Here is a 21,793-nt window from a genome sequence, read left to right as displayed (position 1 = left end):
AATGGGTAAAGTGTTGACAATGGCAATGCCGAAGGGGCGGATATTTGAAGAAGCAGCAGGGCTATTAAGACAGGCTGGATATCAGCTGCCGGAGGAATTCGAAGATTCAAGAAAATTAATCATTGATGTGCCGGAAGAAAATCTCCGCTTTATTTTAGCGAAGCCAATGGATGTGACGACATATGTAGAGCACGGTGTAGCAGATGTGGGCATTGCAGGGAAGGATGTCATGCTTGAAGAAGCACGTGATGTGTACGAAGTGCTCGATTTAAACATTAGCAAGTGTCATTTAGCTGTAGCGGGCTTGCCGGGAGCCAGTTGGGGCGGGGTCGCGCCGCGTGTGGCCACAAAGTACCCAAATGTCGCTTCTTCTTATTTTAGAGAACAAGGTGAGCAGGTGGAGATCATTAAGCTGAATGGTTCCATTGAATTAGCACCGCTCATCGGACTTGCCGATCGAATTGTTGACATTGTCTCCACAGGTCAAACGCTTAAGGAAAATGGACTTGTTGAAACGGAACATATTTGTGACATTACGTCACGTTTTATTGTCAATCCGGTGAGCTATCGAATGAAGGATGCGGTAATCGATGAAATGGCGCAGCGTCTGGCAAGAATCATCGAAGGAGAAGGGGAGGAAACATCATGAATATCACCTACATACAAAAAGGTGAGACAGACACTCTCTCACTCAAGCGTTCTCTAGATACAGGAACGGAAGAGCAACGATTGGCTGTTCAGCGAATTATCGAAGAAGTGAGAAAAAATGGTGACGAAGCCGTACGGTCTTTTACGAAGCAATTTGACGGTGTCTCAATTGAACAGCCACTTGTGACGGAGCATGAAAAGACAAAGGCCTACGAACGTTTGGATCAGGAGATGATCCAAATCATTCAAACGGCGATCCGGAATATTCGAACATACCACGAGCGTCAACTGACATCCTCTTGGTTTTATCACCAAAAGGACGGCTCAATGCTTGGTCAGAAAGTAACACCGCTTGATGCGGTCGGTGTATATGTCCCAGGCGGAACTGCCGCCTATCCATCATCTGTTTTAATGAATGTGATTCCAGCACTTGTTGCCGGCGTTGAGCGAATTGTCCTTGTGACACCACCAGGAAATGACGGCCGTCTGTCTGACGCTGTACTAGTAGCTGCGAAGGAGCTGGGCATTTCAGAAATGTACAAAATGGGTGGTGCTCAGGCGATAGCCGCTCTTGCATATGGAACAGAAAGTATTCAGCCTGTTGATAAAATCACCGGTCCAGGAAATATTTATGTAGCACTTGCCAAACGGGAAGTATTTGGTCAAGTAGACATTGATATGATTGCGGGCCCAAGTGAAATTGCTGTCTTAGCAGATGAAACGGCAGCTGCACATGAGGTGGCAGCTGATTTGCTTTCACAGGCAGAGCATGATGTATTGGCATCTAGTATTTTGGTGACACCATCTAAGGTACTGGCTGAAAGAGTGCAAGCAGAGGTGCAAGCACAGCTGGACACTTTGCCAAGAAAATCAATCGCAGCACGATCCATTCAAGACCATGGCCACATTTACGTGACAGAATCCTTAGATCGTGCAGTGGATATCGTGAACCAGTTAGCCCCAGAGCATTTAGAAGTACTGACGGCATATCCAGAATCACTACTTGGTCAAATCAAGCATGCTGGAGCAATTTTCTTAGGGCGTTACAGCCCAGAGCCGGTAGGGGATTACTTCGCAGGACCGAATCATGTGCTGCCAACAAACGGGACGGCAAGATTTTCCAGTCCGCTTGGCGTCACGGATTTCCAAAAGAAAACGAGCATCATTTCATATAGCAAAGAAGCCTTTGAAACAAATAGGGAAAGCATTGCAGCTTTTGCAAGATTAGAAGGGCTTGAAGCACATGCAAGGTCGATTGAAGCGAGAAAGCGGGAGGAATCAAAATGAGACAGGCGGAAACAGCGAGACAGACAAATGAAACGAACATTTCGTTAGCGCTAGAGATTGATGGCGAAGGAAAAGCAGATATTCAGACAGATGTCCCTTTTATGACGCACATGCTCGACTTATTCACAAAGCATGGACATTTTAACTTAACTGTAGATGCAAAAGGAGACACAGATGTCGATGATCACCACACAACAGAAGATATTGGCATCGTGCTTGGGCAGATGTTTAAAGAAGCGCTCGGTGATAAAAAAGGAATCAAGCGCTACGGCTCTAGTTTTGTTCCAATGGATGAAACACTTGCTCAAGTAGTCGTTGATTTAAGCAATCGTCCTCATTTGGAAATGAGAGCCGATTTCCCTAGTCAGAAGGTCGGCACCTTTGATACGGAGCTGGTTCATGAGTTTCTTTGGAAATTTGCCCTTGAAGCACGAATCAATCTGCATGTGATCGTTCACTATGGAACCAATACCCACCATATGATTGAAGCCATTTTTAAAGCGATGGCACGCGCCTTAGATGAAGCAACCACCATTGATCCGCGTGTGAAAGGGATTCCGTCGACAAAGGGGATGCTCTAATGATCGGAGTGATCGACTATGGAATGGGAAATTTATTTAGCGTATCAAAAGCACTGGAACGAGCAGGAGGGTCTTATATCGTGTCCTCTGAAGCAGAGGAGCTGAAAAAGGCAGATGCGTACATTTTGCCAGGAGTCGGTTCGTTTCGTGATGCGATGCAGCTGTTAAGACAGACAGGACTTGAGGCGTTTATCCACCAAGTCGTGCAGGAAGGAAAGCTGTTATTTGGCATTTGCCTTGGCATGCAGTTGTTGTTTGAAGAAAGTGAAGAAGCAGGAAAAACAAAAGGGTTAGGCCTTTTAAAAGGACGTGTTGTTCTTTTGAAGGATCGTGATCAGGATGGACAAAGGCTGAAGGTACCTCATATGGGCTGGAATGAGCTCACATTTCATCAGCCCTCTCCATTGTTTGAAGGTGTGCCAGAAGGATTTGCATACTTTGTTCACTCTTATTATGTGAGCGGCATGAATCCAGAAGACCTATTGGCAAGTGCACCCTATGGTGTGCAAGTACCTGCCGTTGTTGGGAAGGGGAATGTGTTTGGAACGCAGTTTCACCCTGAAAAAAGCAGTACAACAGGAATGGCGCTGCTGAAACAGTTTATTCAATTAGCAAACGAACAGAGGGTGAGCAAATGAGTGAATTTACATTATATCCAGCAATTGATATGAGAAATGGCAAATGTGTACGACTTGTGCAAGGAGACTATGACCAAGAAACCATTTATGGAGATTCACCGTTAGACATGGCGAGACTGTTTGCAAGTGAAGGAGCAAAATGGATACATCTCGTTGATTTAGATGGCGCAAAAGCAGGAAAACGCGTGAATCACGAGCATGTGCTGGCGATTGCTTCCTCCTTGGATGTGAATGTCCAAATTGGCGGCGGCATTCGGACAGAAGAAGATGTTGCATTTTATTTAAACAATGGCGTATCGAGAGTCATTCTTGGCAGTTCAGCGGTGTCGAACCCGGTTTTTGTGAAAAAAATGCTGGCGCAATATGGAGAGAAAATAGCCATTGGCATTGATGCACGAAACGGTTTTGTATCGACTGAAGGCTGGCTTGAAACGTCGGAAGTGAAGGCGGAGGAACTTGGTAAGGAACTGGCAAAGGAAGGCGCAGAGGTCTTTATTTTCACTGATATTCAAATGGACGGCATGCTGTCTGGTCCAAATGTGGAAAGTACGGTTCGATTAGCAGAAGCAACTGGCAAACAAGTCATTGCCTCAGGTGGTGTCAGTGCAGTGAGTGATCTGCAAAAGCTGTCAGCACAAAAGCAGACAGGTGTGTCTGGTGCCATCATTGGCAAGGCGCTGTACACAAAGCAATTTACTTTAGCTGAAGCGTTTGAAGGGCTTGACAGCATATGATGACAAAACGAATTATTCCATGTCTTGATGTAAAGGAAGGGCGTGTGGTCAAAGGTATCCAATTTATGGGGTTGAAGGATGCTGGTGATCCGGTAGAATTAGCGCAGATCTATGACGAGGAAGGTGCGGATGAACTCGTCTTTCTTGATATATCTGCCTCTCATGAAGGCCGAAAAACGATGGTGGATGTGGTCAAACAAGTTGCATCTACTCTCGCTATCCCGTTCACGGTGGGCGGCGGGATTAACCACCTTGATGACATGAAGCGTATATTAAGAGCAGGGGCAGACAAGGTGTCTGTGAATACAGCGGCTGTTTTAAGACCGGAGCTAATAACAGAAGGAGCCGACTTTTTTGGTTCACAGTGCATAGTTGTTGCGATTGATGCGAAATACGATGAAGAGAAACAAGCATACATGGTCTATACGCACGGAGGACGCCGTCAAACGGATTTAGAAGTGAGTGAATGGGCGAAAGAAGCCGTGCGAAGAGGAGCAGGCGAGATCTTGCTGACTAGCATGGATGCCGATGGTGAGAAAACGGGCTTTGAGCATCGTTTGACGAAGCTTGTATCAGAAGCAGTCACAGTGCCAGTCATTGCTTCAGGAGGTGCTGGCAATGCGCAGCATATGTTGGAGGCTTTTACAAAAGGTGAAGCTGATGCCGCACTCGCAGCCTCTATTTTCCATTATAAAGAAACCTCCATTCAAGAGGTGAAGACATATTTGAGAGAACACGGGGTGAAGGTAAGATGAAACAGGCAAACGAATTAACCTTTAATGATGCAGGTTTCATTCCTGCCATTGTACAGGATGCTCAAAGCAAGGAAGTTCTTACTTTGGCGTATATGAATCAAGAATCCTATGAAAAAACATTAGAGACAGGGGAAACATGGTTTTTTAGCAGATCGAGAAATGAGCTTTGGCACAAAGGAGCCACATCTGGACACACCCAGCGTGTCATATCTATTCGCTATGACTGTGATCAAGATGCCCTGCTTGTTCTAGTGACACCAAGCGGTCCAGCCTGCCATACAGGCAGCTATAGCTGTTTTTCAGAAGAAGGCGTGAAACAGCAAAAGGGAGAACAAGACCGCTTTGCCATTTTAAATGAACTGGAACAGGTCATTGCGAAGCGGCAGACGGAAATGCCAGAAGGAGCTTATACAACCTATCTCTTTGAAAAAGGAGTCGACAAAATCCTGAAAAAGGTAGGGGAAGAAGCTTCTGAAGTCATCATTGCAGCGAAGAACCGTGATCAAGAAGAATTGAAATGGGAAACAGCAGATCTTCTGTATCACCTTCTTGTGTTATTACGTGAACAGCAGCTGCCTCTTGATGATGTATTAAAGGTACTCAAAAAGCGCCATCAAGGGGAATGAAAAGCTGGGGGTACCCCCGGCTTTTTGCTTTTAAATGAAAAACAAATCCTTCCTTTCCTTTTGTTCTATGTGACGACTCATGAAGTATGTTATACTACACACGGTACACTGTTCGAAATGGAGGGTATCGGTGAGTAAATACACTTCTCAAAATAATCACACACAAGTCGTCCAACTATTCCAAGATGGGCATTACTTTTTTCATAAAGGTCTAAAAGCATATAGAGAAAGAAATCTGTCTAGGGCAAGTAAGCTGATACAGCGGGCCATCGTACTTGAGCCTGAAAATGTAGAAATGCTGTCGCAGCTTGCCATTATTTATACTGAAATGGGTCATTACCAACAATCAAATGAACTGCTTGATTTTATCCTTGAACACTTGGATGAGAATATGTCAGAGTGTCACTACTTTAAAGCCAATAATTATGCGAATCTCGGTTTGTTTCAAGAGGCATATAGATGCGCCACTGCTTATGCTGCGCTGGAAGAAGACGGGGAATTTGCAGATGAAAATGACGATCTCCTCGATCTGCTTGATATGAGTGACGATGTTGATGAAGATTTTCCTTATGATCAGGATGATCTGATTGTAAAACAGGATCAAGCCAATCATTTGCTAGAAAGCGGCAGGCTGGATGAAGCAATCGAGATGCTAGAACAGATGATAGTTGAGTATCCAGAGTTTTGGTCAGCGTATAATAATCTCGCTTTGGCCTATTTTTATTCTGGTCAAATCGATCAGGCAAAAGAAATGTTGAACCGGGTTCTTCATGAAAATCCCGGTAATCTGCATGCCCTTTGTAATCAGCTTGTTTTCTATCATTATGAAAAAGAAGAAGAAAAGGTCAATCTGTTAGCGAAGCAATTAACGCACGTGTATCCAATATTAAGTGAACAGCGTTATAAGCTTGGCGCGACATTTGCCCTTGTTGGAGAATTTGAATGGGCATTTAAATGGCTTTATTCTTTGTATAAAACAGGTTTCCAAGGTGATAGTACGTTTTTATACTGGCTGGCAAGTGCAGCCTATTATACGGGCCACAAAACGCTGGCGCAAACCGTCTGGGATAAGATGGTGGAAGAAGATATTGATGCAGATGAAATCAAGCCGTGGCAAGACAAACCAGAGGAATCTGAGCCAATGGTTTCAATTGAGGAACGGCTCACTGCCTACTATGTCAGCAAACAAAAAGGTGAACGTGACGTCTTGCAATCTGTTCTTGATTCCCGCGCTGCGAAAACGGCCTTTGAACAGCAGTTTATTGAGTTACTTTTATATGAAGATCAAATGGAAGAACGATCGTTTTCAGAAGATGCGGTCTTCGCAAAACAGGCAGCATCTGCTTTGGAAGAAGCGGTGCAGCCTGATAGCCACATGCCATATTTTTGGTTATTCCATATTATTCAGCAAGCTCGCGCTTCAGGCGTAGAGAAGAAAAATGCCATTGCATGGGCAGCAGCTTCTTATTATCTATGGATGAATGAACAAGAAGAATCAACTGTCAGCAAAAAAGAAATCGCAGCCTCTTTTCAAATCAGCGTTCAAACGCTGTCAAAATATGAGAATGTTATTTGTGCGTTCATGGTTTAATAGGTAAATAGATTCAGATAACAGCAGCATGGCCAAAAAGGTCATGCTTTTTTCTTGGATAAAAAGGTGTGATTTGCTAGGATTTGGCGAAGTATGACAATCTCGACATCTATTTGAAACATAAATGTAATAAAAATATTAGCTCATTTTGTCGATGTGTCATGTATAATGAAAATCGTGGATTAAAACAAAGACATATATTTAAATATTTTACTATACATAATGCAACACCTAGTGATAGAAACAATCTGGTCAACATCTGACTGATTCATCAGGAAGAAAGACACAGGAAGCACAGATTGGTCGCAGAGAATTTGCTGCTTTCTCATGTCGCTTGGGAAATTGTCAAAGGAGGAACTATACGTGAAAAAGTTTATTACTTTCGGTTTAGCTTCGGTGATTGGAGCGAGCGGTTTATTTATTCCATTTACTCATGAAGCAAATGCACAGAACTTTGAACAAAAGAAACAAGAACTAGACAGCAAGCAGTCAGAGGTAAACAAGAATCTTCAAAAGAAAAAAGATGAGCTTTCAAAGCTTGAGGCAAAACAAGAGGCACTTGCGCTAAAGCTAAAAGAAATTGACGAAAAAGCTTTAAAAACAAGTGATCAAATCGAAGAAAAACAAAAAGAAAACGAAAAAACAAAAAAAGAAATCAAAGCACTGAAAAAAGAAATTGCTGATACAGAAAAACGTATCGAAGATAGAAACAAATTCTTGAAAAAGCGTGTACGTGCACTCCAAGAGAGCGGCGGTTCTACAAAATACATAGATGTATTACTAGGAGCAAAAAGCTTTAGCGATTTCATCAGCCGTGCAGGTGCAGTTTCTACACTGATCAACGCAGACAGTGAAATCATTAAAGAGCAGGAAAAAGACAAAGCAGAATTACAAAAGTCTGAAAACGAATTAAACACAAAGCTTGAAAATGTGCAAAACACACTTGCAAAGCTTGAAACACTTCAAACAGACTTAAATAAGCAGCTTGATGAGAAAGACAAGCTATTCAAGCAAGTGAAAAAGCAAAAAGGAAGTGCTTCTTCTCAAATCAGCGAGTTAAACACTGAGGCAAACAGCATTGCATCTGAAAAAGACGCAACAATTGCTGCTCAAAAACAAGCTGAAAAAGAAGCAAGAGAAGCTGCTCAAAAAGCAAAAGAAGAAAAAGCACAAAGACAACAGCAGCGTCAAGCTAGTGTTCAAGCAGAAGACAACAGCTCTAATAACGATAGCGGTTCTTCTTCAAATAACAGTGGATCTTCAAATAATAACAACAACAGCAGTTCACCAAGCAAAAAGCCATCTTCTGGCGGTGGATCACCTGTCAGCAATAACGTAGGCGGAATCGAAGGTGCGATCAGCACAGGTTCTACCATTGTAGGACAATCTCCATATAAATGGGGCGGCGGCAGATCACAAGCCGATATTAACGCACGTCGTTTTGACTGTTCTTCATTCGTTCGCTGGGCATTTGCATCAGCAGGCATCAACCTTGGACCAGTTGGCGGTACGACAACAGATACGCTTGTAGGTAAAGGAAGAGCTGTAAGTGCATCTGACATGAAACGTGGAGACCTTGTGTTCTTTGATACGTACAAAGTAAATGGCCACGTTGGTATTTACTTAGGAAACGGTACATTCCTGAACGATAACAGCTCTCGCGGTGTTTCAGTTGACTCAATGAGCAACGTTTACTGGAAAAAAGCATTCAAAGGCGTTGTAAGAAGAGTCGTTGAATAAATCATTACTTACTATATAACCGTAAACAGGCTTCCTTAAACAGCAGTTTAAGGAAGCTTTTTCTTTTTTTGAAGATATGAGCAAATGATTCGCTTATTATCCGCAGATTTAATAGGATATGGGTAAGGAATAAAAGCTAAGAGTGGAATTGATGCTCTCTGTCATGAATGGAAGCATCACCCAAGGGTATTCTAATAAGAAATGCCAGTAGCAATTGAAGAGGGAGTGACAGTTGTGTCAGAAGAAAAAATCTACGATACGATCATCATTGGAGCGGGTCCTGCCGGAATGACAGCCGCTGTTTATACATCACGGGGAAATCTTTCAACACTGATGATTGAAAGAGGAATTCCAGGCGGCCAAATGGCGAATACGGAAGATGTCGAGAACTATCCGGGCTTTGAAAGCATCTTAGGGCCGGAACTTTCAAATAAAATGTTTGAGCATGCAAAGAAATTCGGTGCCGAGTATGCGTATGGCGATATTAAAGAAATTGTAGATGGTGAAGAGTACAAAATCGTCAAAGCTGGTTCAAAAGAATACAAAGGACGCTCTGTCATTATTGCGGCAGGTGCTGAATACAAAAAAATCGGTGCACCAGGCGAAAAAGAACTTGGCGGCCGCGGCGTATCATACTGCGCTGTATGTGACGGTGCCTTCTTTAAAAACAAAGAGCTTGTCGTGATTGGCGGAGGAGATTCAGCAGTAGAAGAGGGTGTTTACCTCACTCGCTTTGCATCTAAAGTCACAATTGTCCATAGACGCGACAAACTTCGTGCCCAAAGCATCTTGCAAGCACGTGCATTTGATAATGAAAAAATCGACTTTATGTGGAACAAAACCATTAAAGAAATTAATGAAGAAAACGGAAAAGTCGGCAGTGTGACATTAATTGATACCGTGACAGGTGAGGAAGAAGACTTCAAAACAGATGGCGTCTTTATCTACATCGGTATGCTGCCGCTGTCTAAACCATTTGAAAATCTGGGAATTACAAATGCAGAGGGCTACATTGAGACAAACGAAAGAATGGAAACAAAAGTTGAAGGAATCTTCGCAGCTGGCGACATTCGTGAAAAAACCCTTCGTCAAATCGTCACAGCAACAGGTGATGGAAGTATTGCAGCACAGAGTGCACAGCATTATGTAGAAGAGCTTGCTGAAAAGCTAAAAGCAATGAAATAAACAGCTGTCGTAAATCCTTAATATTGCGTCACGGGCTTTTAACTGGAATGTAACACGGGTGAAACAATTATCCGTTATGATGAAACTAGTAATTGACCCCCTTTTATAAGGAATACATGTTTGGCACGGATGTGAATCCGTGTCCTTTTTTTTTTGCTTAAAATCAGAAATTCACGAGATGTTCACAAATGACGCATGGAGAACCGTTAGATGTTGTAAAATAAAGAATAGAGAAAGTGCCCGTCACCATATTCATACGAAAACCTGTCTGTTTTCAGTGAAGAACGGGCATGTTCATTGTGGGAGTCATGATGAACCTGTATAATAAGAAAAAGATATAAAAGAGTAGGTGACAGCTGATGCAACGAGTAACCAATTGTGTGCTGCATCACGATGATCAAGTTCTCTTGCTGCAAAAGCCAAGACGAGGCTGGTGGGTAGCACCTGGCGGCAAAATGGAGAGCGGAGAATCGGTCAAGGATTCAGTCGTTCGAGAATTTAGAGAAGAAACAGGTATTTATATTTTAAATCCGCAGCTAAAAGGCGTGTTTACCTTTATCATAAAAGAAGGCGATCAAATCGTTCAAGAGTGGATGATGTTCACCTTTATGGCAGATTCCTTTACAGGAAAAAACGTATCAGAGTCGGAGGAAGGCATTTTAAAATGGCATGATGTAAAAGATGTGCCCAGCTTGCCGATGGTTCCAGGAGATTCCCATATTCTTGACTTCATGTTGAAAGGGAAAGGACTTCTCCACGGAACTTTTACGTATACACCAGACTTTGAGCTGATTGCTTATCGATTAGATCCTCAAGGAGACTAATAAATGAACCGTTTTCATAAAGAAGGAGAGGGAGCAGGCATGAATACGCACAAACAAGATGATATTCAGCTTGTGATTATTACAGGGATGTCAGGTGCGGGGAAAACCGTTGCCATCCAAAGCTTTGAAGATTTAGGTTACTTTTGTGTGGATAACTTACCGCCATCACTTTTACCGAAGTTTCTAGAACTCATGAAGGATTCGAATTCGAAGATGAGCAAGGTGGCCCTTGTGATGGATTTGCGCGGACGCGAATTCTTTGATAGCTTAATTGCTGCCTTAGATGAGATGAGTGATATCGGCTGGATCACACCAAGGATTCTATTTTTAGATGCAAACGATAAGGTGCTTGTCTCAAGATATAAAGAAACGAGACGTTCTCATCCCCTTGCGACAACAGGTTTGCCGCTTGAAGGAATTGAGATGGAACGCGATCTGTTAGAAGAGTTAAAAGGCCGGGCTCAAATGATTTTTGATACATCGGATTTAAAACCCAAACAGCTTCGAGAAAAAATTGTCGCACACTTTGCCACGAGCCAAGGGCAGGTGTTTACAGTGAATGTGATGTCCTTCGGTTTTAAATACGGTCTGCCGATTGATGCTGATCTTGTATTTGATGTGAGATTTCTGCCGAATCCTTACTATATTGAGAGCATGCGTCCACAGACTGGAAACGATGAAGAAGTACGCTCCTATGTCATGAAATGGAGCGAGACACAAAAATTCACAGAGAAACTAATTGACCTTCTCAGCTTTATGCTTCCGTCCTATAAACGAGAAGGGAAAAGTCAGCTGGTGATCGCTATTGGCTGTACAGGCGGACAGCACCGATCAGTGACGCTAGCGAACTACTTATCGGAGTATTTTAAAAATGACTACTATACTCATGTCACTCACCGGGACATTGAAAAGAGAAGCAGAAAATAGATGACGACACTTCCAAAGGTTGTCATTCTTGGCGGAGGCACTGGCTTATCTGTTTTACTCAGAGGGTTAAAAACAAAGCCAGTGGACATTACCGCCATTGTGACGGTAGCTGATGATGGAGGCAGCTCAGGCAGACTGCGCCATGATTTGAATATTCCGCCTCCAGGCGATATTCGAAATGTACTTGCGGCACTCTCTGATGTGGAACCGCTTGTAGAAGATTTATTTCAGCACCGTTTTAATAAAGGGAATGACTTAACAGGCCACTCTCTCGGCAATCTCATTCTTGCGGCTATGACGAATATAACCGGTGATTTTTTTCATGCCGTCACAGAAATGAGCAAGGTCTTAAATGTGAGAGGAAAAGTATTGCCAGCAGCGAATTCAAGTGTTGTTCTTCATGCGGAATTAGAAAACGGGCAAGTGGTGACAGGAGAATCAAAGATCCCGACCTACGGTGAAAGGATTAAACGAGTCTTTCTTACACCCGATACGATTGAGCCGCTCCCAGAATCCATTCAAGTCATTCGTGAGGCTGATTTGATCGTCATTGGACCTGGCAGCTTGTATACCAGTATTTTGCCCAACCTGCTTGTACCGCATATTGGAGAAGAAGTGATTCGATCTAAGGCGAACAAAGTCTATATTTGCAATGTCATGACACAGCCAGGGGAAACGCTTTCCTACAGTGCAGCTGATCATGTGCAGGCACTAAACGATCATATGGACCGGCCATTTATCGATACGATATTTGTGAACAATAAAGAAATTCCAGAAGAAATCAAAGCAAAATATGCAGAAGAACAGGCGCAGCCTGTACAATTCGACACAGATGTACTCAAAGCCATGGGACTAGAAGTCATCCCAGGAGAAATTATTACATATGACCAACATGTGATTCGTCATGACACGCTGAAAGTAGCTTCGCTGCTCGTCGATTTGCTGCATCAGAAAAAATAGGAATGGGGGTGGCAAGGATGTCATTTGCATCCGAAACAAAAAAAGAGCTGACTAATCTGGAAGTGAAGGACTGCTGCACAAAAGCAGAGCTTTCTGCCCTCATCCGTATGAACGGTTCATTATCTTTTTCTAATCGAAAATTGATTTTAGATATCCAGACAGAGAACGCAGCCATTGCAAGACGTATTTATACCCTTTTGAAAAAGAAATACGATGTGACCGTCGAGCTGCTCGTTCGTAAAAAAATGAGATTAAAAAAGAATAATGTGTATATTGTCAGACTGGTAGAACGAGCGAAAACCATTTTAGAGGACCTGAAAATATTAGGTGAACAATTTGTATTTGAACGCAACATTTCAGAAGAACTTGTGAAGAAAAGGTGCTGCAAGCGTTCCTATATGAGAGGTGCTTTTTTAGCAGGAGGTTCTGTGAATAACCCAGAAACCTCTTCGTATCACCTTGAGATTTTTTCACTATACAAAGAACATAATGATGCCCTTTGTGAGCTCATGAATCAATTCCATCTTAACAGTAAAACACTTGAACGCAAAAAAGGCTTTATCACATACATGAAGGAAGCGGAGAAAATTACGGAATTCTTAAGTGTTGTGGGTGCTCATAACTCATTGCTTCGTTTTGAAGACGTGCGCATCGTCCGAGATATGAGAAATTCTGTGAACCGGCTCGTCAATTGTGAAACAGCAAACTTGAATAAAACGATCGGTGCCTCACTGCGCCAGGTTGAAAATATTCAATTCATTGACGAAAAGATTGGACTAGACGCCCTGCCAGATAAGCTGCGTGAAATTGCGCAACTGCGTATTGACTACCAAGAAGTCACACTAAAGGAACTTGGCGAAATGGTGGAAAGCGGCAAGATCAGCAAATCAGGCATTAATCACCGTTTAAGAAAGCTAGATCAAATTGCAGAACAATTAAGAAACGGACAAGCTGTTACACTCAAATAGGGAAATAAAAAAGGGAGGCAGATCATATGGTGGAAAAAACGGTCACAATTCAGCTGAAAACGGGTTTGCAGGCACGTCCGGCTGCTTTGTTCGTTCAAGAAGCCAATCGTTTTGGTGCTGATATTTTTCTAGAGAAAGATGGGAAAAAGGTCAATGCGAAGAGTATTATGGGACTGATGAGTCTTGCGATCAGCTCTGGGGTCACCGTCAAACTAATAGCTGATGGAGCAGATGAACAAGAAGCCATCGATGCGTTAACGGATTTTATCAATCAAGAAAACTGAGTCTCTTTCAAGGGCTCAGTTTTTTTAGGAGGGAAAGTTGTGATTCAATCAGCCTTTTTACAGAAAATTGGATGCGAAGCCGTGTCCATTACGTTTGATCAATTGCCTGATTTACTAAGGAAGATGGCTTATACCTTTCCTTTTGAAAATAGATCTGTGGTGGGTAAACACGCCTATGCTTTGGATCAAGAAGGTTTGAAGCATCATCTTCTGGAAGGCAGCAGAGGTGGGCTTTGCTATGACCTCAATCCGCTCTTATATTATGTCTTAAAAGAGGCAGGTCTCGCTGTACAGCTCGTTCAAGGGACCGTATATAACAAAGAAGCAGAGAAGTGGGCACTGGATGGGACACATGTAGCCATCGTCCTTCAACATCACCATGAGCGCTACCTCATTGATGCAGGATTTGGTGTGAATTTACCCCTTCAGCCCGTCCCTTTTACAGGTGAATGGGTGGAAGCACCGTCCCTTCGTTTTCGCGTGAACGCAGAAGAAACAGAAAAAGGAACCCATCTACTCCAATTGGATAGGGGAGCGGGTGCTGAAACAGGTTATGCTTTCACATTAAAAGAAGTCGGTGAAGATACACTTGTGCAATTGCGGCATGAGATTTATGAAAATGAAGCCTCTCCTTTTAACAAAAGGCCGCTTGCATCCAAACTGACACCAACAGGTCGTGTGATCGTGACAGAAGATCATGTCACGATACATGAACAGGAAGAAGTATCGAAGAAACCACTCTCACAACCGTTTGAAGTATATGTACAAACACATCTTGCACCTAAATCATAGAGACAGTTTGCTTGAATGGCTGTCTTTGCGGATAGACATACTCTTGTACCCACTGCCTCACTCACGAATGTTAAATGTGCACCCCGGCTTGCCTAGCTGAATCGCTCATCCCCCTTTAGGCGTATGACTCACCGCTCATAATTGCTGTCAAAAAGGCCGGGGTTAGTATCGTACTTTATCAAGTGCTTTTCATCATTCTATTCCCCTAATATAATGAATCAATATAAGTGAACATGGAGGGATGCCAAATGGATGTATCGCAAAAATCGTTGAAAACAATGATAAGCAACACGAAACTAACAAAAAAGGAAGAAGATATAGCGGAATACATTTTAAATAATGTAAGAGAAGCATGTCTTGTCACTTCAATAGAACTAGCCCATAGATTAAAAGTGAGTAATGCTACAGTTGTTCGATTCCCGAAAAAGTTAGGCTTTTCTGGATATAGTGACTTTCAAAAATATCTTAGAGAACAGTACTATGACAAAAGCTTAGCCATTTCTGATGATGTGACCATTCCCTCTGAAAGATTAAAATTAAGTTATGATAAAGTGATACAGTCAGATTTACTGAATGACAATTTAAAAATTCTTGAAAAAAATATATATTCTATTTCAGAGAAAAATTCATCTGAAGAGTTTAACAAGGCAATCAATTATATCATTGACGCTAGAAGAGTTTATATTTTAGGCAGTAGAGCTAGAGTTGGTTTAACAGAAATAATGGGAGTTTTCCTAAATCAGATCATTGATCATGTAGTGATTAATAGTCAACAATCGTTTACTCCGTTTGATTCCTTAGCTTCATGTAGTCAGGATGATTGTGTCCTTATTTTTTCATTCCCAAGATACTCTGAAGTAGACTTTGCAGCAGCCAAAATGGCAAAAGAAATCAATGCGAAAGTTGTCATCATTACTGATAAAGCCACAGCACCTATAGCACATTTTGCTGATGTCCTACTTTTAGTTTCAGTGGATAGTAATGCATTCTTCAATTCTTACACACCTGTATTATTTTTAGCTGAGTTAATATGTACACATGTCAGTCGAGCGACAGTCGCTCATAGTGAGGAAAAATTAGAAAGAATTAATAAACATATTAGCCAGTTTGGTATGTATTAATAAAAAGTATAGTTGATATAAATATGATCTGACCTTTGCAGGTGTATTTGAATTCTTTAAGGGAGGTCAAGCTTGTATTACTACAATCATGTATGACTCCAATAAAGTAAATTGGCACAGAACGGCACTTAATTTTAAGAAAAAACGACCCACCAGTTTTTCTAATTGGTGGGTTATTGTTTGTTTACTTTAAATGACTAATGGAGAAATTCTGAGAAACTGTGCATGTGTTGAGAAGATAAAAAATGGAACAGGACTAGGAAATGATAAACTTATATTTTTTTGAAAATTTCAAAAAAATATTGTTATTAACAAAATGTATATGATAAAATCAAAATGAAATAAATTCTTCATATTTTTTTAAAAAAGAATAAATGAAAACGCTTGCTTGTGTGACTGGTTCTTCATGGTGATTTCTATAAAGTGTATTAATTTAAGTGATTTGGAAGAAATATTTAGTATGAAAAAAAACCGTCATGTTTTTTAACAAGATAACTGACAGAAAAAGAAGCTTATATCATCATAATATTGAAGAAATTTATTCATTTATATTATTTTAAAGAATTTTAAAAAACATTTTCTGTGTTGTAGAGGAGGAAGTATGTTGAATGATTATAAAGTAGGGAAATTAATGGATCAGCAGCTATTAAAGGAATTACGTGAAAAATTTTCGTTTCTATCCTTTGACCCAGACTATGGGGAAAGACTTTTTTTTGATAATTCAGGAGGCTCTTTAAGGTTAAAGGAAGCCATCAAGGTGAAAGAAAAGATTGATTTGTTACCGGATTGTCCAGAAAGGTACCATCAAAGAGCAACAGATCTGAATGATATGATGGACAAATGTAAGAATGATGTATTGAGTGTCATGTTCGGAGCGGAGTCTGGTTCTTTAATAACAGATTTAACAGCATCTCAAGCCATGTTTAAAATGGTATCAACTATTATTGAGAATGTTGAGGGAACGAATGCCGTCACGACTAATATTGAACATCCTTCTGCGTATGATTCATTAGAATTTTACTGTCAAAAGAACAATAAAGAATTTAGAGTTGCTCAAGCAAATGTGAATACAGGCTTTGTTGATCCCGAAGCGATCGCTGATAAAATTGACGAGAATACGATTTTGTTAAGCGTCATTGCTTCCAGTAATATTTCGGGAAATATCATGGATCTTGAAGGAATGATAAAAGCTGCTAGAAAGAAAAAACCAGATTTATATATTATTGTTGATGCAGTCCAGCATATGCCGCATGGGACTCTTCATGTAGAAAAGCTTGGTATAGATGGAGCAAACTTTGCACCATATAAATTTATGGCGTCAAGAGGTATTGGATTCGCCTATGTTTCAGACAGATTATCGAAACTTCCACATCAAAAATTAATAGCAAAGGATGATCGTGAATGGGAACTTGGTTCACCAACACCTTCGCTATTTGCATCTATGTCAGCTGTTATCGACTATGTATGCTGGCTTGGTTCATACGACAGTATTGGAGAAATGTCTAGGAGAGAGCAGTATCTAAAGGGTATGAAAAAAATAGTTCTTCACGAAAGAGCACTCCTCCATAGACTTCTTGAAGGCAGTGATAAGATCGAGGGATTGAGATACATGGAGAACGTAAAAGTTTTTGCGGATGACCCTGATTTAACGAAAAGAGATCTTATCGTTGCGATGGGAATTCAGGGGATAGAGGATGAACAACTAAGAAAGGATTATCAAGATCGAGGCATTACCGTTTATGAACGAGTGAATACTAGTGTCTACTCAAAACGTATACTCGAAGCCATTGGATTAACTGGTGCGATAAGGGTTTCGCCGTTCCATTGTCATACAGAAGAGGACATCGATCAATTTTTATGTGTAACAAAAGAGTTATCTGAAACGAAGAGAATGAGCAAACTCATCAACTAGGGGGGAACTACTAATGAAGAAATTAGGTCTCGGTACAAAAGTATTTATTGGGTTTGTCATCGGTATATTGCTAGGTTTAATCTTTAAAGAAAAAATATTAATCATTAAACCTATTGGGGATATATTCTTAACACTCATTAAAATGATCGTGGTTCCGCTCATTTTTTTATCCATCACTTCTGGAATCTTTAGTATTGGTGATGTTCAAAAATTAAAGAAAATCGGAACAAAGACGTTGATTTATTATATTGGAACGACTTTAATAGCAGGTGGAATCGGTCTTTTGGTTGCGCATATATTTAAACCGGGGAATGGAATCGATATTGATAGTATCAAGACATCGTCTGAATATAAAGCTGCCAATATTCCTACTTTTGGAGAGACGATATTAGGTCTATTTCCATCAAATCCTGTTCAGGCTCTAGCAGAAGGAAATCTCATGCAAATTATCATCTTTTCTATTTTCTTGGGGATATCCATCGTTTTAGTAGGAAATAAATCAGTTACCCTTAGACATTTTTTTGAAGAAGGTACACAGGTAATGTATAAAATGACAGGAATCATCATGGCATTTTCACCTATAGGTGTGGCTGCTTTAATGGCTTGTACGATTGGGGAATATGGTTTGAAAATATTTGGGCCTTTGGGCAAATTTATTTTAGTTGATTATATAGGTTTGATTTCTGTCATCATTTTGATGTACTTGTTTATGTTAAAATTCATAGCGAAAATTCCTTTATCCAAATTCTTTAAGTCAATCGGTAAAATTTGGGTAGTGACTGCGAGTACGACAAGCAGTTCTGGAACTTTACCTGTTACTATTTCTGTGACGAAAGAAGATTTTAAGGTGAAAGAGGAACTAGCGCAATTTACCCTTCCTATTGGAGCAACGATGAACATGAATGGTGCCGTTGTGTATTACTCTGCTGCCATCATATTTGTATCGCAAATATATGGGATTGACATGCCAATTAGCCAGCAATTACTAGTCATATTAATGACAACTTTAATATCAGTTGGATCGCCCGGCATTCCTGGAGGTGGTATCGTTATGACCATTATGCTGTTAACTACATTAGGACTCCCTATGGAGATAGTTGGAATGATTGCTGGGATCTATAGAATCATCGATATGGGACACACCTCACTTAACGTGACAGGTGACGTAGTCAGTACACTGTGTATTGCGCGTAGTGAAAATATGATTGAAGATGAACAACTAAATGTGAATAAAATAAACGATATAAAATATTAAACGAGTTGATGTAAAGGTATAATTAACTTAATATTCTGTCTATTGTAAATAACATGATTGCCTAGTGATAAATCTCATGTAGCAATATCAATTGACACAACGTTTGCAGCCCGCAAGCAAACATCATAAAAAAGACAGCTCATCAAAGGGCTGTCTTTTTATAATGATTAACGAATCCTCGTAAATGTCGCATAGTGATCGGTTGTTTTATAAATGAGCCAGTCACTTGAATATACTAGGCGGTCGGCGTTACGGAAGCCGGAGACGTAGTTGATGTCGGCTTCACGCCATGTTCGGCCGCTAGCTGATGGAAGGCGTCCCTCCCGATTAGAGAATATGTCTCCACCGATGCTTTTGCCCGGTGCGACTTCAGCTAAATTTCCTTTTGATGCAACCCATCCGAGGGCGCTCGCTTGTGATTTGGTGATGTAATTATCAGGTAGTCGTTTATAACGGATTAAGTAATCTGCTACACCATCAAAGGTATTAATAACGGCAAGGGTACGAAGGTCTGGTGCAACCTGCACGGAAGCAGTTTCATTTGTGGCTGTTGGTGTAAGTGGTGTTTCTGCATGGACTTGCTGCGGGATAAATCCAGAAAACAGAATGGCAGCAATCAGAGCGAATAGAGTAAAAACCGAACTTATTTTTTTCATCTTGATCCTCCTCAAAAGGAAATGGGATGCCGTCCTCTTGATGCTTGTCTACCTCATATTATAGCACCGGCATATGAAGAGAATGTAAAGAATCAGGAGATTAGCGAAAATGAGGCTTTTTTCCCGAGTGCCTCTCCAGATGACGTAAACAAAAAGACGCAGTTCCCTGCGCCTTGTTTTGATTAAGAGGAGGCAAGCTCCTTCACAATATCAACAGGGGCTTTGCCGTCAATTCCATGAAGCACATTATGAATGGCTCGTTTAAGCATAAGATCTCTTGTCGTTTCAGTAGCGGAACCGATATGCGGGGCAAGCGTGACATTGTCCATCTCTTTGAAAGGATGATCTTCCTGAAGCGGTTCTTGCTCATACACATCCAGACCGGCTCCTTTGATCCACCCATCCTGCAGTGCTTGAATGAGGCTTTTCTCATCGACGGTTTTTCCGCGGGAGATGTTCACGAATAAAGCTGTTGGCTTCATTAATTTCAATTCCCGCTCTCCTATCATATGGTACGTCTCATCAGTCAGCGGTGTGATTAACACAATGATATCAGCTTGCTTGAGCAAGTCATCCAATGCGCAATATACAGCGCCATATGCCGATTCGGCTTTCTCGTTTCGGCTCCGATTGTGATAGAGGACGTTCATATCAAAACCATGAGCGGCTCGTTTGGCTACTTGCTCACCGATTCGTCCCATCCCAATGATCCCAAGCGTTTGATGATGGACATCAAGGCCGAATATATCTTCCTCTTGAACAAATTTTGTCCATTTTCCCTTGCGGATAAAACGATCAAGCTCGGCAATTCTCCTCGCAGAAGAGAGAATGAGCGAAAAGGCAAGATCAGCAACGGTATGATCGAGTGTATAAGGCGTGTGCGTACCAATCACGCCTCTTTGTCTCATGGCTTCTAGATCAAAATTGTCATAGCCGACTGAATTATTGCTCACCACCTTGAGTTGGGGGGCGTGATCTAATAAATCTTGATCAATTTTCGTACCAGATGTTAAAAGGCCATCAGCCTTCTGCAACTTCTCAAATAACAGATCTCTTGCGATCGGGTCCTTTGACTGCCATACCTCGTATGTACAATGTTCCTTTAGCATGTCTTCAAAAGAGGCAGGTAAGGGTTTGGCGACAAAAATATGTGGTTTCATCATCAACTCGCTCCTTTCACATGGTCATCTTTCTCTTTTTATTATAAAGCAACCATTTTGGCAGTACACGTTTGAATATGAGCTGCTCAATATTTAATATACTGAAATAACGGAAAAGGAGAGATTTTTATAGTGAAAGAGTAAATGACATGGCCATCTGATGTCTTTTTACGATGTAGAAAAACGAGTGATTAGTAGATGAGTCATAGAAAAATGCTAGATGTTTCGAGAGATAATCTGACAAACTGGAAAATAGATCGAGACTTTTTGATAGAAAATTTATTATATTTGCAGTGTATTAAACGGGATCGTCATTTTCTACTAAACCTTTTCATCGTCTTTTGGTGAAATGAAAGCCATTGTTTGAAAGCAAAAGCCGCATATCCTCTGTGCTGAAGCGGAACAAAGAGCAAAATAGAGAAAATGCTTACATATTCTCTCATCGTTTTCTCATTTTTTTCTTTTTTTTCTATCATTTTTCTTCTCTATGCTTGAGAACACACAAGGGAAAAGGAGGCCAGGTAAGGCGTTACAATCACTTAAAAAAGATAGGAGATGACAGGATGGGATCAAAATTAGAACAGATTCTTCAGCACAATGCAGACTTTGTGAAAGAGAGACAGTATGAGCCTTTCAAGGCGGGAAAATTTCCTGAGAAGAAATTGGTTATATTAACTTGTATGGATACACGCCTGTTGGAATTATTACCGCAATCCATGGGGCTTCGTAATGGTGATGCGAAGATCATTAAAAATGCAGGAGCCATCGTCACACATCCATTTGGCAGTGTCATGCGGAGTATTTTACTAGCCATTTATGAGCTGAAAGCAGAGGAAGTATGCATTGTCGGCCATCATGAATGCGGAATGGCAGGCCTTGCGGCAGACCCTTTACTTGAAAAGGCAAAAGCACGGGGAATTGAGGAAAAGTGTTTGAGCATTGTGAAAAGCGCAGGTGTCGATTTAAAGGGCTGGCTGACAGGCTTTGATTCAGTGGAAGAGAGCGTATCCCAAAGTGTGAAATTAGTCAAAGAGCACCCGCTCATGCCAAGTGATGTAGCTGTTCATGGACTAGTGATTCATCCGGCAACAGGAAAGCTGGATGTCGTTATAAAAGATAAACAGATCGACCCACAGTATACCTAAATCA

General features: G+C 41.2%; 22 protein-coding genes. 20 read left to right on the top strand and 2 right to left on the bottom strand.

The features are described from left to right. Position 1: 1 nt before the first annotated feature. The 19 genes from hisG to NST57_RS17130 all read left to right on the top strand — a co-directional run bounded on the left by hisG (position 2) and on the right by NST57_RS17130 (position 18,828). Complete coding sequence (gene hisG / locus NST57_RS17220; protein ID WP_007500071.1) at positions 2-649, top strand: ATP phosphoribosyltransferase; 648 nt, start codon at positions 2-4, stop codon at positions 647-649. After that, positions 646-1,935, top strand: coding sequence for a histidinol dehydrogenase (hisD, locus tag NST57_RS17215; protein WP_341298944.1), 1,290 nt, complete (start codon positions 646-648; stop codon positions 1,933-1,935). The genes hisG and hisD overlap by 4 nt, the downstream gene beginning before the upstream one ends. Next, entirely contained in the window at positions 1,932-2,516 is a 585-nt protein-coding gene (gene hisB, locus NST57_RS17210) for an imidazoleglycerol-phosphate dehydratase HisB (RefSeq protein WP_017368110.1), read from the top strand. The genes hisD and hisB overlap by 4 nt, the downstream gene beginning before the upstream one ends. Continuing rightward, a complete protein-coding gene (gene hisH / locus NST57_RS17205; protein WP_142156078.1) occupies positions 2,516-3,154 on the top strand; it encodes an imidazole glycerol phosphate synthase subunit HisH in 639 nt (212 codons plus the stop codon). Before hisB ends, hisH begins: the two co-directional genes overlap by 1 nt. Then, positions 3,151-3,888 (top strand): 1-(5-phosphoribosyl)-5-[(5-phosphoribosylamino)methylideneamino]imidazole-4-carboxamide isomerase, encoded by a 738-nt coding sequence (gene hisA, locus NST57_RS17200; protein ID WP_142156077.1) that lies wholly within the window; start codon positions 3,151-3,153, stop codon positions 3,886-3,888. Before hisH ends, hisA begins: the two co-directional genes overlap by 4 nt. After that, on the top strand, positions 3,885-4,643 hold the full coding sequence (gene hisF, locus NST57_RS17195) for an imidazole glycerol phosphate synthase subunit HisF (protein ID WP_142156076.1): 759 nt from the start codon (positions 3,885-3,887) through the stop codon (positions 4,641-4,643). The genes hisA and hisF overlap by 4 nt, the downstream gene beginning before the upstream one ends. Further along, positions 4,640-5,269 (top strand): bifunctional phosphoribosyl-AMP cyclohydrolase/phosphoribosyl-ATP diphosphatase HisIE, encoded by a 630-nt coding sequence (gene hisIE / locus NST57_RS17190; protein WP_142156075.1) that lies wholly within the window; start codon positions 4,640-4,642, stop codon positions 5,267-5,269. The genes hisF and hisIE overlap by 4 nt, the downstream gene beginning before the upstream one ends. Before the next feature lie 130 nt (positions 5,270-5,399). Continuing rightward, positions 5,400-6,860: a tetratricopeptide repeat protein gene (locus NST57_RS17185; protein WP_341298943.1), complete on the top strand. Its 1,461-nt coding sequence runs from the start codon at positions 5,400-5,402 to the stop codon at positions 6,858-6,860. A gap of 363 nt (positions 6,861-7,223) precedes the next feature. Further along, on the top strand, positions 7,224-8,600 hold the full coding sequence (locus NST57_RS17180) for an NlpC/P60 family protein (protein ID WP_142156073.1): 1,377 nt from the start codon (positions 7,224-7,226) through the stop codon (positions 8,598-8,600). Between the two features lie 234 nt (positions 8,601-8,834). Next, the gene (gene trxB / locus NST57_RS17175) at positions 8,835-9,785 is read left to right on the top strand and encodes a thioredoxin-disulfide reductase (protein ID WP_142156072.1); all 951 of its coding nucleotides are present in this window, start codon (positions 8,835-8,837) and stop codon (positions 9,783-9,785) included. A 359-nt stretch (positions 9,786-10,144) separates the two neighbouring features. Beyond that, complete coding sequence (locus tag NST57_RS17170; RefSeq protein WP_341298942.1) at positions 10,145-10,609, top strand: 8-oxo-dGTP diphosphatase; 465 nt, start codon at positions 10,145-10,147, stop codon at positions 10,607-10,609. Between the two features lie 39 nt (positions 10,610-10,648). After that, entirely contained in the window at positions 10,649-11,536 is an 888-nt protein-coding gene (gene rapZ, locus NST57_RS17165) for an RNase adapter RapZ (RefSeq protein ID WP_187442216.1), read from the top strand. Beyond that, complete coding sequence (locus tag NST57_RS17160) at positions 11,537-12,496, top strand: gluconeogenesis factor YvcK family protein (RefSeq protein ID WP_341298941.1); 960 nt, start codon at positions 11,537-11,539, stop codon at positions 12,494-12,496. Between the two features lie 17 nt (positions 12,497-12,513). Then, on the top strand, positions 12,514-13,464 hold the full coding sequence (gene whiA / locus NST57_RS17155) for a DNA-binding protein WhiA (RefSeq protein WP_008348125.1): 951 nt from the start codon (positions 12,514-12,516) through the stop codon (positions 13,462-13,464). Between the two features lie 26 nt (positions 13,465-13,490). Beyond that, entirely contained in the window at positions 13,491-13,748 is a 258-nt protein-coding gene (locus NST57_RS17150; RefSeq protein ID WP_008348124.1) for an HPr family phosphocarrier protein, read from the top strand. Between the two features lie 39 nt (positions 13,749-13,787). Next, positions 13,788-14,540 carry an arylamine N-acetyltransferase family protein gene (locus tag NST57_RS17145; protein WP_341298940.1) on the top strand — a complete coding sequence of 251 codons (753 nt, stop codon included), beginning with the start codon at positions 13,788-13,790 and terminating at the stop codon, positions 14,538-14,540. 248 nt (positions 14,541-14,788) lie between these two features. Further along, positions 14,789-15,661: an SIS domain-containing protein gene (locus NST57_RS17140; protein WP_160141251.1), complete on the top strand. Its 873-nt coding sequence runs from the start codon at positions 14,789-14,791 to the stop codon at positions 15,659-15,661. A gap of 601 nt (positions 15,662-16,262) precedes the next feature. Beyond that, positions 16,263-17,573 carry an aminotransferase class V-fold PLP-dependent enzyme gene (locus NST57_RS17135; protein ID WP_341298939.1) on the top strand — a complete coding sequence of 437 codons (1,311 nt, stop codon included), beginning with the start codon at positions 16,263-16,265 and terminating at the stop codon, positions 17,571-17,573. A gap of 13 nt (positions 17,574-17,586) precedes the next feature. Further along, positions 17,587-18,828, top strand: a complete 1,242-nt coding sequence (locus NST57_RS17130) for a dicarboxylate/amino acid:cation symporter (RefSeq protein ID WP_341298938.1) — start codon at positions 17,587-17,589, stop codon at positions 18,826-18,828. Between the two features lie 167 nt (positions 18,829-18,995). Here the strand turns inward: NST57_RS17130 and NST57_RS17125 are convergent, their stop codons facing one another. Beyond that, positions 18,996-19,436 (bottom strand): ribonuclease, encoded by a 441-nt coding sequence (locus NST57_RS17125; protein WP_445818828.1) that lies wholly within the window; start codon positions 19,434-19,436, stop codon positions 18,996-18,998. A 230-nt stretch (positions 19,437-19,666) separates the two neighbouring features. Further along, positions 19,667-20,644, bottom strand: coding sequence for a 2-hydroxyacid dehydrogenase (locus NST57_RS17120; RefSeq protein WP_341298937.1), 978 nt, complete (start codon positions 20,642-20,644; stop codon positions 19,667-19,669). Between the two features lie 563 nt (positions 20,645-21,207). Between NST57_RS17120 and NST57_RS17115 the strand changes: the two genes are divergently transcribed. Then, the gene (locus NST57_RS17115) at positions 21,208-21,789 is read left to right on the top strand and encodes a beta-class carbonic anhydrase (protein ID WP_341298936.1); all 582 of its coding nucleotides are present in this window, start codon (positions 21,208-21,210) and stop codon (positions 21,787-21,789) included. Positions 21,790-21,793 lie beyond the last annotated feature (4 nt).

Source organism: Bacillus sp. FSL M8-0077, assembly GCF_038050255.1.
Lineage (GTDB): Bacteria > Bacillota > Bacilli > Bacillales > Bacillaceae > Bacillus > Bacillus altitudinis.
Note: the sequence above shows the minus strand (reverse complement) of the source record. Positions and strands in the feature narration are given on the sequence as shown.

What these genes read in the sequence shown, in the direction of transcription:
- NST57_RS17140 (WP_160141251.1), top strand. Translation starts at nt 14,789, where the DNA reads ATGGATGTATCGCAAAAATCGTTGAAAACAATGATAAGCAACACGAAA.
- hisD (WP_341298944.1), top strand. Translation starts at nt 646, where the DNA reads ATGAATATCACCTACATACAAAAAGGTGAGACAGACACTCTCTCACTC.
- NST57_RS17150 (WP_008348124.1), top strand. Translation starts at nt 13,491, where the DNA reads ATGGTGGAAAAAACGGTCACAATTCAGCTGAAAACGGGTTTGCAGGCA.
- NST57_RS17135 (WP_341298939.1), top strand. Translation starts at nt 16,263, where the DNA reads ATGTTGAATGATTATAAAGTAGGGAAATTAATGGATCAGCAGCTATTA.
- hisH (WP_142156078.1), top strand. Translation starts at nt 2,516, where the DNA reads ATGATCGGAGTGATCGACTATGGAATGGGAAATTTATTTAGCGTATCA.
- NST57_RS17130 (WP_341298938.1), top strand. Translation starts at nt 17,587, where the DNA reads ATGAAGAAATTAGGTCTCGGTACAAAAGTATTTATTGGGTTTGTCATC.
- NST57_RS17170 (WP_341298942.1), top strand. Translation starts at nt 10,145, where the DNA reads ATGCAACGAGTAACCAATTGTGTGCTGCATCACGATGATCAAGTTCTC.
- whiA (WP_008348125.1), top strand. Translation starts at nt 12,514, where the DNA reads ATGTCATTTGCATCCGAAACAAAAAAAGAGCTGACTAATCTGGAAGTG.
- NST57_RS17115 (WP_341298936.1), top strand. Translation starts at nt 21,208, where the DNA reads ATGGGATCAAAATTAGAACAGATTCTTCAGCACAATGCAGACTTTGTG.
- NST57_RS17160 (WP_341298941.1), top strand. Translation starts at nt 11,537, where the DNA reads ATGACGACACTTCCAAAGGTTGTCATTCTTGGCGGAGGCACTGGCTTA.
- rapZ (WP_187442216.1), top strand. Translation starts at nt 10,649, where the DNA reads ATGAATACGCACAAACAAGATGATATTCAGCTTGTGATTATTACAGGG.
- hisB (WP_017368110.1), top strand. Translation starts at nt 1,932, where the DNA reads ATGAGACAGGCGGAAACAGCGAGACAGACAAATGAAACGAACATTTCG.
- hisA (WP_142156077.1), top strand. Translation starts at nt 3,151, where the DNA reads ATGAGTGAATTTACATTATATCCAGCAATTGATATGAGAAATGGCAAA.
- NST57_RS17120 (WP_341298937.1), bottom strand. Translation starts at nt 20,644, where the DNA reads ATGAAACCACATATTTTTGTCGCCAAACCCTTACCTGCCTCTTTTGAA.
- hisF (WP_142156076.1), top strand. Translation starts at nt 3,885, where the DNA reads ATGATGACAAAACGAATTATTCCATGTCTTGATGTAAAGGAAGGGCGT.
- hisIE (WP_142156075.1), top strand. Translation starts at nt 4,640, where the DNA reads ATGAAACAGGCAAACGAATTAACCTTTAATGATGCAGGTTTCATTCCT.
- hisG (WP_007500071.1), top strand. Translation starts at nt 2, where the DNA reads ATGGGTAAAGTGTTGACAATGGCAATGCCGAAGGGGCGGATATTTGAA.